The sequence below is a fragment of the Glaciecola sp. XM2 genome (genome assembly GCF_018595715.1).
Taxonomy (GTDB): domain Bacteria; phylum Pseudomonadota; class Gammaproteobacteria; order Enterobacterales; family Alteromonadaceae; genus Glaciecola.
This window is the reverse complement of record NZ_JAHEOJ010000028.1, coordinates 177,067-190,541: the sequence shown is the minus strand read 5'-3', so window position 1 is coordinate 190,541 and position 13,475 is coordinate 177,067. Positions and strand designations below refer to the sequence as shown.

At 43.6% G+C, this 13,475-nt stretch carries 10 protein-coding genes; 9 read left to right on the top strand and 1 reads right to left on the bottom strand.

From position 1 onward, the window contains the following. Positions 1–24: 24 nt before the first annotated feature. The 4 genes from KJ365_RS16285 (at position 25) to KJ365_RS16270 (ending at position 7,982) form a co-directional block, all read left to right on the top strand. Positions 25–1,125, top strand: a complete 1,101-nt coding sequence (locus KJ365_RS16285) for an efflux RND transporter periplasmic adaptor subunit (RefSeq protein ID WP_214452733.1) — start codon at positions 25–27, stop codon at positions 1,123–1,125. Between the two features lies 1 nt (position 1,126). Continuing rightward, on the top strand, positions 1,127–4,306 hold the full coding sequence (locus KJ365_RS16280; RefSeq protein WP_214452732.1) for an efflux RND transporter permease subunit: 3,180 nt from the start codon (positions 1,127–1,129) through the stop codon (positions 4,304–4,306). Positions 4,307–4,443: 137 nt separating this feature from the next. Next, positions 4,444–5,799, top strand: coding sequence for a mechanosensitive ion channel family protein (locus KJ365_RS16275; RefSeq protein WP_214452731.1), 1,356 nt, complete (start codon positions 4,444–4,446; stop codon positions 5,797–5,799). Positions 5,800–5,954: 155 nt separating this feature from the next. Further along, positions 5,955–7,982 (top strand): S9 family peptidase, encoded by a 2,028-nt coding sequence (locus tag KJ365_RS16270; RefSeq protein WP_214452822.1) that lies wholly within the window; start codon positions 5,955–5,957, stop codon positions 7,980–7,982. A 107-nt stretch (positions 7,983–8,089) separates the two neighbouring features. Here the strand turns inward: KJ365_RS16270 and KJ365_RS16265 are convergent, their stop codons facing one another. After that, positions 8,090–8,668: a hypothetical protein gene (locus KJ365_RS16265; RefSeq protein WP_214452730.1), complete on the bottom strand. Its 579-nt coding sequence runs from the start codon at positions 8,666–8,668 to the stop codon at positions 8,090–8,092. A 300-nt stretch (positions 8,669–8,968) separates the two neighbouring features. Here KJ365_RS16265 and KJ365_RS16260 point away from each other — a divergent pair, with 300 nt between their 5' ends. The 5 genes from KJ365_RS16260 (at position 8,969) to KJ365_RS16240 (ending at position 13,458) form a co-directional block, all read left to right on the top strand. Further along, positions 8,969–9,283 (top strand): hypothetical protein, encoded by a 315-nt coding sequence (locus tag KJ365_RS16260; RefSeq protein WP_214452729.1) that lies wholly within the window; start codon positions 8,969–8,971, stop codon positions 9,281–9,283. A 49-nt stretch (positions 9,284–9,332) separates the two neighbouring features. Continuing rightward, a complete protein-coding gene (locus KJ365_RS16255; protein WP_352109444.1) occupies positions 9,333–9,716 on the top strand; it encodes a DUF4870 domain-containing protein in 384 nt (127 codons plus the stop codon). 168 nt (positions 9,717–9,884) lie between these two features. After that, entirely contained in the window at positions 9,885–11,021 is a 1,137-nt protein-coding gene (locus KJ365_RS16250; RefSeq protein WP_214452727.1) for a glycosyltransferase, read from the top strand. A gap of 62 nt (positions 11,022–11,083) precedes the next feature. Next, the gene (locus KJ365_RS16245) at positions 11,084–12,514 is read left to right on the top strand and encodes an oligosaccharide flippase family protein (RefSeq protein ID WP_214452726.1); all 1,431 of its coding nucleotides are present in this window, start codon (positions 11,084–11,086) and stop codon (positions 12,512–12,514) included. Positions 12,515–12,654: 140 nt separating this feature from the next. Continuing rightward, entirely contained in the window at positions 12,655–13,458 is an 804-nt protein-coding gene (locus tag KJ365_RS16240; protein ID WP_214452725.1) for a glycosyltransferase family 25 protein, read from the top strand. Positions 13,459–13,475: the final 17 nt, after the last annotated feature.

Genomic DNA, 13,475 nt, shown 5'->3' with positions numbered 1-13,475 from the left:
TGACTCCCTTTTTTGAGAGATTACATGAAAAAATCAAACATACTTGCCCTCTTTATCACCCTTGCACTTTGCATGTGGATGCTGTCGGGTAACTTTAAAAACGATGCCCAAAGCACTGGTGGTGATGGTGTTGATACATCTAGTGCTCCGTTGTTTAAAGTGGCAGTGCAAACCATGACCGCGCAACAAACACCACTATATGTGACGTCAAATGGTCAGGTTGAGCCAAATCGTGTGTTACAAGTTCGAGCGCAAACCGAAGGATTATTAGCGAGCGTAAATGCAAAAGAGGGTATGGCAATTGAAAAAGGTGACTCTATTGCGCGCATTGAAATTGACGAGCGACAATTATTATTGGCAGAGCAAGAAGCGCTTTTGCAATCTCGTCAGCGTACATATGAGCGTTTGCAACGTTTGGCGCAACAAAACTATCAGTCTCAAAGTGAGCTCGACCAAGCCTTAGCGATGGTAAAGGCCTCTGAAGCTGCCATTGAAAGGATTAGAGTTGATATCGCTAGAACGAATATAGTAGCGCCATTTAGTGGGGTGCTTGAGACGATGTTATTAGAACAAGGTGACTTCGTGCAGGTGAATACCCCTGTCGCCGTATTACTAGAACAGAACCCATTAGTCGTCAGCGTGAATGTCGCACAGCAAAATATAAACCGCTTGCGTGTGGGTACTCAGGCAGATATTGAGCTATCTACTGGTCAATCTGCAGTAGGCGAGGTGCGTTACATATCGCCAAGAGCAAATGAACAAACCCGTACGTTTTTGGTAGAGATTGAAATCGACAATACCGATGGGAGTCTTAAAAGCGGCATGAGTGCGAAGGCCAAAATCGCCACTGAAATAGTCGATGCGCATTTTGTGTCTCCTGCATTGTTTTCTCTCAATGAGAAGGGCGAAATTGGGGTGAAAACGGTCAGCAGCGATAACCGAGTAGAATTCTACAGTGTCGATATATTGCAAAGTGACTCTAACGGCGCTTGGGTATCTGGATTGCCAAAACAAGCTGATGTTATTGTCAGTGGTCAGGGCTTTGTCATCGCTGGCAGTGAGGTGCGTGTTGAGCAGTCTAATACCATGTTAGGCTCAACAGAACTAGTTGGTGCGAGCCAGTAATATGTATACAATAATCGATGCAGCATTCACCCGCGCACGCTCCATAGCAATCATCTTTATCATGCTGCTTATTGCAGGTGCTAGCTCGTACTTTTCTATTCCAAAAGAAGCCGAGCCTGATGTGACAATTCCTATTGTCTATGTGTCAGTAGGGTATGACGGCATTTCACCGGAAGATGGGGAAAGACTGCTGATTCGTCCTCTAGAAAAAGAACTGCAAAGTATCGCTGGTTTGCGAGAAATGAAAGCAACTGGATCACAAGGCTTTGCCTCCGTTACGCTAGAGTTTGATGCAGGCTTTGATGCCGACCAAGCCCTGCTAGATGTGCGAGAGAAAGTCGACAGAGCGAAGGCAGAGCTTCCGCCGGGAAGCGATGAGCCTAGAGTGACAGAAGTAAACGTGTCGCTATTTCCTGTATTAACCGTGGTGCTATCTGGTGACTTGCCGGAGCGCTCGCTACTTAACATCGCGCAAAGCCTCAAAGATGAAATTGAAGCACTTTCGGGCGTGTTAGAAGTAAATGTGGGTGGTGATAGAGAGGAATTACTTGAAGTAGTGGTCGACCCCATTGCGCTTGAAACCTATCAACTGTCATTTACCGATGTTTTCAATTTTGTTAGTTCAAACAATCGCTTAGTAGCAGCGGGTGCGCTTGACACCGGTGCTGGCAGAATGGTGTTTAAGGTGCCAGGCGTGATCGAAACCATGGAAGACTTATCGACCTTACCAGTTAAGCGTGTCGGTGACACCATCGTGACGTTTGCTGATGTGGCTAGTATTCGGCGCACATTTAAAGACCCAACAACCTTCGCTCGTATTCAAGGCGAGCAGGCCTTAGTACTTGAAATATCAAAGCGTTCCGGTGCCAATATTATTGAAACAGTTGACCAAGTAAGGGCGGTTGTAACCGCTGCTCAACAAGCGTGGCCTAGCACCGTGAGTGTGCGGTACCTGCAAGATAAATCCGACCAAATAAAAACCATGTTAGGCGATTTAGAAAACAACGTCATGACGGCGATTGTGCTGGTGATGATTGTGATTGTGGCAGCGCTTGGTGTGCGCCCATCAATACTTGTTGGTCTCGCCATTCCGGGTTCATTTTTAGCGGCAATGGTTGTGATTAACTTTTTTGGGTTTACCTTAAATATCGTGGTGCTATTCGCGCTTATTCTTGTGGTGGGCATGCTTGTTGATGGGGCAATTGTCACGATAGAGCTTGCAGATCGCTACATGCAGGACGGGGAGTCGCCAAAAACTGCATTTGCCTCTGCTTCAAAAAGAATGTCTTGGCCGATCATTGCATCTACCGTCACAACATTGGTCGTTTTCGCGCCCTTGCTAGTCTGGCCGGGATTAGTCGGTGAGTTTATGAAGTTCTTACCCATTACTGTGATCATCACATTGATTGCATCGTTATTTATGGCGCTGATTTTCATTCCAGTGCTCGGTAGCGTGATAACTCGGAGCAAAGATTTTACAAAGGATAAGCACGATGACTCCACCACTAGTGCAGACATCCGAGCGGCCCAAAAAGGTGATTTAGAGAGTATTAAGGGCTGGGTAGGTCGGTATCTCAATATCTTAAATCACATTTTAAGACATCCCGGAAAGTCGGTGTCGACAGCCGTTGTTGCTCTATTAATTGCTTACATCGCGTATTTTACCTTTGGTAAAGGCGTGGAGTTTTTCCCAGAAATTGAGCCAGAGTTTATTCAGGTTCAAGTGCAAGCTCGCGGTGATTTGTCGATTGTTGAGCGAGACGCGCTTGTCGCTCAGGTTGAGAATATCATGCTCAGTCAGCCGCACTTAGACTCTGTGTATACCAAAACCATGGGGGCCGGCATGCAGTCGCAATCTGATATGCCAGAAGATGTTGTTGGCGTGATTCAATTAGAGTTAAGCGATTGGCAAACGCGTCCCCCAGCTGACCAATTAATTGAAGGGATGAGAGACAAGGTCGCCAATATTGCCGGAATAAACGTGCAAATTCGTAAGCAAGAGTCTGGTCCTTCAGCAGGCAAACCTATTCAGCTAGACATCAATGCGCAAAATCCATCAGCACTTGAACCGGCAGTTATGCATGTGCGCAAGCTTATGGAAGAAATTGGCGGTTTTGAAGATGTTGAAGATTCTAGACCTTTGCCGAGCATTGAGTGGCGCTTAAAGGTAAATCGCGAGCTTGCGGCCAAGTATAATGTGGATGTGACCTTGCTTGGTAATGCGGTAACGCTCATCACTAACGGCGCTTTGTTAGCTGAGTATCGTCCAGATGACGTTGAAGACGAAGTTGAAATTCGCTTACGATTCCCGTTAGAAAGCCGTAATCTTGAACAGCTATATGCCTTAACGATACCGACGAATAACGGGCTTGTGCCTATTCGTAACTTTGTGAGTTTTGAACCCGCGCAGAAAATGGGGCGAGTCTCGCGTACCGATGGACAGCGAGCTATGTCTATCAAATCGAACGTTGCCGATGACCTATTACCAGATGCGCAAGTAAAAGAGTTACGTGCAGCATTGATGGAAAATCCGCTACCTAGAGGCGTTACTTTAAAATTCAAGGGGCAAGATGAAGACTCACAAGAAGCGATGGGCTTCTTAACCAATGCGTTTATCGCCTCTATCTTTTTGATGCTAGTCATATTGGTGACGCAGTTTAATAGCTTTTATCAAGCATTTATCGTACTAAGTGCAATTGTATTTTCTACCGCAGGGGTGCTTTTAGGGCTTCTTGCAACCGGTCAAGCGTTTGGTATTGTCATGGGCGGGATAGGCGTTATTGCCTTAGCGGGAATTGTGGTCAATAACAACATAGTATTGATTGATACTTACAACGACCTTGTGTCACAGGGTGTATTAGGTAAAGATGCCATTTTACGCACCTGCGCACAGCGTATAAGGCCGGTGCTTCTTACATCCGTCACCACAATCTTGGGCTTGATGCCGATGGTTTTTGCACTCACCATCAATATATTGGAGCGTGATATCTCTATAGGTGCGCCTTCAGCGCAATGGTGGACAATGCTGGCCAGCACTATCGCAGGAGGGTTAACCTTTGCTACAGTGCTGACGTTATTTGTGACGCCTAGCCTACTGATGCTTGCCGACAACATTCGCACAAAGAAGGTGAAAAGCACCACTACTAACCCACCTTCAAATTTCATCGAAGTAGGGAAGTGATTGCCTTTTATTTAAACATTGAATTAGTATGCATAGTTCGAAACGCACATAAACGGTCTACTATCGTCTATTTTTAGATGTGATAGTGGTAAGACCAATATTAATAATGCTGTTCTACTGCCCTAAGTTGAATACCTATGAATTTTGATGAGATCATCGCCAACGTAAAAACGTTTTTGAGTCTAGCTGAAACGGCGCTCAGCATGCCGCATACATATTTTCAGCTCGCCATTGTTGGCTTTATCTATTTACTTGCCTTTTTGTTTTCCAGAAAAGTACGTTCATCGGTTAAGTTCATGCAAGATAAGCCTACCGAAGCAACGCACCCTATCGTGCATTTGATTTATCGCGTTGGTGAGGTCATTTTTCCGCTGTTGGCCCTCGTGCTATTGATGATGTCTTCTGGTTTCTCAGAGGCGCTAGCATATTCTCCATGGCTGATAAAATCGGCCTATGCGCTTGCGGTCATTCTGTTTTTTATGGCATTGGTAAACGCGTTTGTTGTCAATGAAATGGTTGCGTCGCTGTTTAAGTGGATTGGCCTGCCCATTATTTTTCTCAAACTCGTTGGACTGCTGCCCGCACTAATTGGCGTGCTGCAAGAAGCGTCTATAGAAGTCGGCAATATTAATATCACGGCCTATGGCATTGTTAGAGTTGTCATATTTGGTAGTTTCTTATTCTGGTTAGGAAGAGCATCGAACAACTTCGGAAAATCAGTCATAAAGCGCCAAGAATCTTTAGATGTGCCCACTCGTGAGGTTTTTTCCAAGCTCTTTGAGGTGACGATTTTTTGTATTATAGCCTTGCTGCTACTCAACGTGATGGGTATCAATTTGACAACGCTGGCGGTTTTTGGCGGTGCGCTTGGCGTAGGCCTAGGCTTAGGTTTGCAGACAATTGCGTCGAACTTTATATCGGGGATCATTATTCTGCTCGATAAGTCACTTACAGTGGGTGATTTTGTTGAAATGGATGACGGCCAAAAAGGGTTTGTTCGTGAGTTTCGCATGCGCTATACCGTCCTCGAAACCTACGACGGCAAAGATATACTTGTACCTAATGAAAAGTTTATTTCGTCGCTGATGATTAACTGGACCCATAAAGATCCTAAGCAGCGTTATCGCGTGGATTTTTCGGTGCCATATTCAACCGATATTCGAGCGATGGTAGAAGTGATTAAGGAAGCGGTTGCAGAGCATCCGCAAGTGATAAGTGGCTTAGATGTGCCATTTGAAGAGCGCCCCGACTGTGAAATCGACAGCTTTGGAGACTCTGGCATCAATATGTTTGTCGAGTTTTGGATTGAAGGGATTGATGATGGCAAAAACCGAGTTGGCGGCGATTTACTGCTGACGATTTTTGAAACACTCAAGGCTAACAATATTGATATTCCATTCCCGCAGCGTGAGGTTCGAGTCCTAAAAGATGACGAAGGCTTTACCGCAAATATAAAAATGACCAAACACACATCTGCTAAAGGCTCTGATTAGTCGAAATATCTGAGCCTCAGTTGTATGTTAAATCTGTTTACATTCTCTCTCGATTGGCGCTTTAATAGCACAATGAATTAGTATAGATTTCTCAAAAAACCACTTTGATTAAGGATATTCCATTGAACAAATTACTCACCTTCATTGGCTTGATGATGTTCTCTTTTGCGTCTGTTTCGGCAACGTCTGTTGATACGCAAAGTGAAGCAGGCAAGCAGAGTGACAACACCTTAAGCGTAGAAACCCTATGGCAATTGAGCCGCATAGGTCAACCCGTTGTATCGCCTGACGGAAACTTTATTGTTGCGCCGGTTACCCATTATGATGTACCTGAAGATAAAGGTGCTACTCAACTTTTTCTGTTTGATGTTGATGGCAAAGGCGCTAGAGCGCTTACCGCAAAAGGTTTGAGCGTAAGTCAGGCAGTATTTTCACCTAACTCTGAATATCTTGCATTTGTGAGCAAACGCAATGATGACGATGCCGGCCAAATTTATATTTTGCCCATGACAAAAGCTGGAGAGGCTACGCGACTTACCGAGGTGCCAACTGGTGCCTCCTCGCTTAAATGGGTAGGGCAACATCTTTATTTTACTAGTTCGGTCTGGCCAGATAAGAGCTGGGAAGAAATGACCGATGCGCTCAAACACCTGAAAGACAAAAAGGTGTCAGCGTGGCAGTGGAATGCATTACCGTATTCATCTTTTGACCGTTGGATAGATGAAGAACGCCAAGCTCACGTGTTTCGCGTCCCATCTACGGGCGGCGACATTCAAGGTATTACTCAGGCGATGGGAATAGAACTTCCGCGCTCCTCGCACAGTGCCAGTAGTTACGATATCGACCCGACTGAAACATATATTGCCTTTAATGCGAACGGTTGGGAGAACCAAGTTGACCCAAAAACCGACCTATTTATAGGCAAAATTGGTGAATCAGAAGCAACCAACATTACTTCTGACAATGTAGCCCCTGATTTTTCACCGACCTTCAGCCCAGACGGCAAAACCCTTGCTTATTTAAGTCGTCAAATTGCCGGTTTTTACGCAGATACGGCTCGTATTAAGCTTTATGATATTGCTAAATCAACCACGACTGTCGTAAACGATACTTGGGATCGTTCTATGAGCAATATCGTCTGGGCCGCTAACGGAAGAGGGTTCTATAGCTCGGTTGACGATGCGGGTACACGCCGTTTGTATTACATTAATGCTCGAAATGGAAAATTTGAAGCCATTACCAAAGCCACAAACTTTTCAACCCCGCAAATTTTATCAAGCAACTACTTAGTCGCGACTAATGAAAGCTTTTTGCACCCAGCGCAACTGGTCAAGGTGGCCATTAGTGATGGTGATGTTATGCGTTTAGATAGTTTTAACGATGACATCTTAAGTAATGTGGAGCTTGGAAGTTATGAGTCTGTTACTTATCAAGGGGCAGATGGTAAAGATATTCAAATGTGGGTGCATTATCCTCCTGGCTTTGACAAGAACAAAAAATACCCTTTGTTTTTACTTATCCACGGTGGCCCTCACAACGCGATAACCGATGGTTTTCACTACCGTTGGAATGCCCAAACCTTTGCATCTTGGGGATATGTTACGGCATGGCCAAACTTCCACGGTTCTAGCGGTTATGGGCAAGCCTTTGCTGACGCTATCAACCCCGATTGGAAAACAAAACCGCTCGAAGATGTGCGCGCGGCAACCGATTGGTTTATGCAACAAGAGTGGATTGATACCGACAGAATGGTAGCCGGTGGTGCCAGTTATGGCGGTTACTTAAGTTCAATATTGTTGGGTACAGAGCATCCATTTAAGGCACTACTTATCCATGCAGCGGTTTATAATATGTATTCTCAAATGGCTGCAGATTTCTCTGTTCATTCAACTCGCTTTGGTAGTTATTGGGAAAATCCAGACATTTACAAGTCAATTTCACCCCATTACTTTGCCGATAAATTTGCCACACCTACCTTAGTTACTCACGGGCAACTTGATTACCGAGTGCCGGTTGGACAAGGCTTTGAGCTATTTAGAACCCTACAGACAAAAGGTATTGAATCTAGAATGATTTACTTCCCAGATGAAAATCATTGGATATTGAAGCCGAATAATTCTATTTATTGGTACAACGAAGTAAAAGATTGGATGACTCATTTTGCTGAGCCTGGCGCGAAGTGAGGTACTTTAGTTAACTGGTGCAGTATTTGAGTTTTAGTAAACGCATCAATCATTGAACATAAAAACGGCGCTAATATTTATTAGCGCTGTTTTTCTATACGTCAGTTTTACTTTTCGTGATGATGATGAGCGTCATTCATTGATGCATCTTCGTGATGATGCTGATGCTCGCTGTCATGCCCATCGTCTCCGTGATGATGTTCATGCTCATTGGCATGTCCGTCGTCACCATGATGGTGCTCGTGCTCATTGGCGTGGCCATCATCGCCGTGGTGATGCTCATGCTCATTGGCGTGGCCATCATCAATTCCATGGTGGTGTGAATGTTCGGTATCATGCACATGATCTTCGTGATGATGTGCTTCGTCATCTAAATGCTTAGACGCACTGTGATGATGCTCGTACTCATTCGCATGCCCGTCGTCACCATGATGGTGTGCGTGCTCGTTAGCGTGTCCGTCGTCACCGTGGTGATGTTCATGCTCGTTGCTATGTCCGTCATCGCCATGATGATGTTCGTGTTCGGTCGCATGACCATCTGCGCCATGATGATGAGTGTGCAACTTGCCTTCTACACTAGTTTCTTCTGCGTAAGTCATAGAGACATTTATACTTGCTAGCAAAAGCCCGATAGAGAGTGCCTTGGCAATTTTAGAGAGCGAGCATGTTGAGTTTAAATTGTTCATTGCTAAATCCTTATTGTAGTTATCAAAAGCATAGTAGAGGGGCTCATAAAAGCAATGTGCTGCATACTAAGGTCGTATTTTTTTAAAGATTTTTTAAAACCTTGTAAATAAGTCGAGAGTTTACTGGGCAAAACACAAAGTGTTGGCGTCACTCACGTTGATCTTGGTGCGTTTGAATATCAAAAATCGGGTAAGATAGTGTATTGGCTATATAAAGACTGCTGGCGCAAGGGGATCGCGTTCTAAGCGTTAAAAGAATTGTGCAGTATTTTCTGCACTTGTTATCTTTGGGGAAGTTTTATGTCAGAATCATTTATCGCCTTTTTAGCCGTCACGTTTACCGCGGCTTTACCTTTGGTGGGCATTGGGTATTGTATTTCGGTAAAAAACAAAAGGCATTGGATAAATGGGGTAGATCAGTCAAAACTTTCTGATCCAGAAGGCTTTGGCAGATATGTGGGCAATAGCATCATGGTGACTGGCCTGTTGTTTTTTATTATCGCTGCTTTGCTTGGCTTTGAAATAATAGGACTTGTCGCATTTGCGCTAGGTTTAACAGTCGTATCTTTTTTACCCCTGCCTTGTTTGTTTATGGCAATGAAAAAGTATCGTTAGGTTAGCAAGTACCTCGTTGATGGCAATAAGAAAAGGAAGGAATAAAAAAGTGGAATCATCACAAAACTATTGGGGTATGCAGCTAAAATCGTATTGTACGCTAATCCATCTTAGCCAGTTTTTCAGCATTATCGCCCCAGGATTGGGCTTTATCGCGCCCATCGTACTTTGGATTGCACAAAAAGATAGACACCATGAAATTGATAAACACGGTAAGGTAACCATTAACTGGATTATCAGCTTCACAATTTACTTAGCAGTTATTGTTATTTTGCTTTTCGCATACGTGCATGTGTTGGGCATAATTCTTAGCGTTATAGCGTTTATTTTGGTGATGCTCTTAAACTTTATTTTTGCAGTGATCGCTACGTTTAAGGCCAATGACGGTAAGTTGTGGGTTTATCCTTTGAGCATAAAATTTCTAAAGTACTAAGTGAAATTGATAAATAAGTATAACGTTTTAAATTCCTATAACACGTGACTGTAACTAGCCCATTTATACGTCAGCCTGCATTTTCTCTCATAATCATCGTGGATGTAGTAGACTGATACAGTTGGTTTGGTAGGTAGTTTAGGAAATATTTTTGATTGAAGATATACGATGACGCATAGCAATAAGAGAATGCTCGTGATACATCCCGACGCAAGTAAGACATCACATGGCGGCTCACAAATTAACGCCATCGAGATTGCCTCCCATCTTGCACAAAAGTACCACGTGAGGTTTCTTTCCTGCTATGACGTTGCGCAAGTCGAAAGTCGCAAGCTAGTCGGCATTTCTAGAAGTCGCTTCCTTAAACTGTTTAGCATCTTTCCATTTGGGGATAAACAGGTAACGATTATGCGTAGGCTATCTTTGTTTCTAGAAGCAATAAGCTGTGCACTTTCACTATTTTATCAAATACATCGCTTTAAACCTGATTATGTCTACCCTAACAACGGCTATTGGGGCCATTATTTATGCTATTTATATAGGAAGTGGCGTAAGTTAAGCATAATTTACACCGAACATTCTGGTGTGTTGTACGACCAAGCAATTTTAAAGAAGAACTTGGCGCTACAACCTGATTTGCTCATTGTATTAAATGAAGAGAGTTTGGCCTTTGTAAGGCATCACTCTCCTAGTCAAAACGTTAAGTTGATTGCAAACGGCGTAGATACTTATAAATTCTCTCCACAAAGAGATAAGCCAACAGAGCAAAATGCCCCATTGAAAGTGTTAACAGTCACGCGGTTAAATCAAGATGGGCAAAAGCGTATAGAGTTACTCATAAAAGCGGTATCTAAGCTCGATAAACGTGTGCATCTGACTATTTGTGGTCGTGGTCGAGATCAAGACTATTACCAGCGCTTGTGTGAGCAGCTGATACCTGAACGGTTTGAGATTATTTCGAGCGATTTTGACAATATGCCTTTGGTCTATAGGCGTCATGATATTTTTTCGTTACCGTCTTTAAATGAGCCTTTTGGCAAGGTTTACATAGAAGCAATGGCATCGGGTTTAGGCGTTGTCGCCCCAAATGATGCATCTAGAAAAACCATTATCGGTGATGCGGGTATTTTATGTGACGTGACTAATATTGACGAATATGCAAATGCGATCGCGCAGGCTTTGGAACTAGATTTGAGTGAGCAAGCCTTGCAACAAGCCAAAAAATTTAGCTGGCAGAGCATTATTGAACAATACGACCGCGCCATTGAGCAGATGCGTGAACAGCAATGTCCATCTCCTTATTAAACAGATATTGAAAAGTAAATGAATAAACACAGTCAACGTTTTGGTAAAGGGGAGGCAACTTAATGAGCGTTGCTAGCTCACGTATCGCCAAACTTTTTTGGGTGTTTTTTGAAAAGATAGGCATTGTTGGCCTGTCGATTATCTCATTTTTTATTTATGCATTTTACTTAACGCCTGCCGAGCTCGGCATAGGGGTTTTGCTACTAGCGATTGTTGAGCTTTGTTCCATTTTGTTGGTTGTGACAACAGAAAGCGCCATGATTCGGCAAAAACATATCACACAAAATCAAGATGGTACGGCATTTTGGTTTTTGATGTTGTTGAGCGCCTTGTTATCGTGTGCGGTGTTTGTTGCTTATTATCTTTTTATTGTGAGTTCACAAACCTTATTTTTTGCTGCCTTAATCGCGGTTTGTTATATACCTTTGCAGTCTATGTCACGTGTTCATATTGTGCATATGCGCCGCAGAAAAGCATTCCGTAAACTTGCCGTTATTACCCTCATCTCAAAGCTCATCGGCATGGCGTTAGGTATCTCTTTGGCGCTCAACGCGTTTGGAGAGTTTGTGTTAGTCGTCCAAGCGGTCAGTATGTCGCTTGTGACGATGCTTATTATCCTCGCTACTGAAAAGCGGCGTTTCCCCTTTGCATTAGAGCGTGATTGGCTTAAACAACAAATTGCCGTGGGGCTCCCAGTAACCCTTAAATCTCTGAACACCAATATTTATAACAAAGGCATGGTGTTGCTTATAGAGCTTACATTAGGCACAGCGGCCGTTGGGTTTTACAATTTTGCCAATAGACTCGTTGAGCTTCCGCGGGCGGCGATTGAGAATGCGTTAATGGGCTATGCTCATACGGTCTTTTCTAACCGCAATAACAGCGGTAGTGATATAGGAGTATTGTTTGTTAAATGCACCAATGTCAGCACTATCGTCGTGTTACCAGTATTCGTTGGTTTATCGTTAGTGGGTCCTGATCTCATTACCTTGTTGTTTGGTGATAAATGGAACGACTCTATCCCTTTATTTATCGCCATCGCATTGCTCACATCCATAAATATTCTTTTTATGTTTCTGCCGAGCTTGCTTATAGCTTACGCTAAGGGTGCGTTTGGCTTAAAAGGGCAAGCGTTTGCGAGCGTTGTGGCGTTGTTGGTATTTTATGTATTGGTAGATGAGTACCAACTGTATGCCATAATTTATGCCCTGTTGATCAGAGTTGTATTGTACTTTCTAGTTAATCTTAATGCTTGCTTGCGTGCTGCAAATATTAGTTTGATGGTTTTTATTCAAGGCGTGTACAAGCAAATCGTTGCTTGCTGTATCATGTGGGCCGTAACAAGCGCTTTCACTAAGGTCATTTCAATTGATGTGTTGACGTATCATATAGCGGCTCAAATTTGCGTTGCCGTGATAACGTACACGGTCGTCATTTTTGCATTGAACCCTAGAGTGCTTAGACAGTTCAAAGAAATACTGACTCAAGCTTAATGGCACAGGTATAGTAAGTATGGTTGCCAAAAGCGCACATGAATAAACACAAAAGCTACTGGTAAAGACAGCTGTCACGGTGGCTAGTCCGTAATACTAATTTATCCTATACTGCGAGTAGGAGCATTTTACTAGATTTTATGAATATATTTACCATTTGCATGCCCAGCTCTAGCATTCGCAAAACCTTTCACTCAGAGCAAGCAGAAAAATACGGGATTAATTTCGAGTATTTTGATGCAGTAAATGGCATGGCCCTCGATGATGGCGAATACGAGGCGTTGCGCTATACCTATCTTCGACCTATGTCGAGAGGGGAGGTAGGCTGTTTTTTAAGTCACAAAGCGCTTTGGCAAAAGTGTGCTGACATGAACCAAGCGGTCATAATATTTGAAGATGACGTCATTCTCTCGCCAGAGTTTATGGCAGCCGCTGAACAAGCATACAATGTAAAAGGGATAGATAGAGTCAACCTCGAAGGTTACTTCCCACAAAATAAGACCTTTGGTAAAAATACCGTTGCCCTCAATGGTTACCAATTGACGCAGTTGTTAGAAGAGCGTGCTGGCGCTGCTGCCTATATATTATGGCCAAGCGGTGCGAAAAAACTGCTCGCACACTACAACAAGCGTGCGACCCTTGCAGATGTTGCCCTTAAAATGCCATTTATGGTTACCTATCAATTAGAGCCGGTGGTGGCCATGCAAGCGATGGTATGCGATCACTTTGGTATACAGCACGATATGAGGCAAACCGAAACCACACTCAATACCAGCGGAAAGAAAAGTGGTGTAAAAATGCGTCATTTTATCTTATTGCGCCTAAAGCGCTTAATTGATGAATGTAGAAAAGCGTATTACAAACTAAAAAATATGGGTGGGGTGCGTCGCAAGGTAAAAGTCGATGTGGGTAAATTCTCATCAACCATCAAAAAAGCGAAATAAAGAAATACGCTCGTAAG

What these genes read in the sequence shown, in the direction of transcription:
- KJ365_RS16285 (WP_214452733.1), top strand. Translation starts at nt 25, where the DNA reads ATGAAAAAATCAAACATACTTGCCCTCTTTATCACCCTTGCACTTTGC.
- KJ365_RS16280 (WP_214452732.1), top strand. Translation starts at nt 1,127, where the DNA reads ATGTATACAATAATCGATGCAGCATTCACCCGCGCACGCTCCATAGCA.
- KJ365_RS16275 (WP_214452731.1), top strand. Translation starts at nt 4,444, where the DNA reads ATGAATTTTGATGAGATCATCGCCAACGTAAAAACGTTTTTGAGTCTA.
- KJ365_RS16270 (WP_214452822.1), top strand. Translation starts at nt 5,955, where the DNA reads ATGTTCTCTTTTGCGTCTGTTTCGGCAACGTCTGTTGATACGCAAAGT.
- KJ365_RS16265 (WP_214452730.1), bottom strand. Translation starts at nt 8,668, where the DNA reads ATGAACAATTTAAACTCAACATGCTCGCTCTCTAAAATTGCCAAGGCA.
- KJ365_RS16260 (WP_214452729.1), top strand. Translation starts at nt 8,969, where the DNA reads ATGTCAGAATCATTTATCGCCTTTTTAGCCGTCACGTTTACCGCGGCT.
- KJ365_RS16250 (WP_214452727.1), top strand. Translation starts at nt 9,885, where the DNA reads ATGACGCATAGCAATAAGAGAATGCTCGTGATACATCCCGACGCAAGT.
- KJ365_RS16245 (WP_214452726.1), top strand. Translation starts at nt 11,084, where the DNA reads ATGAGCGTTGCTAGCTCACGTATCGCCAAACTTTTTTGGGTGTTTTTT.
- KJ365_RS16240 (WP_214452725.1), top strand. Translation starts at nt 12,655, where the DNA reads ATGAATATATTTACCATTTGCATGCCCAGCTCTAGCATTCGCAAAACC.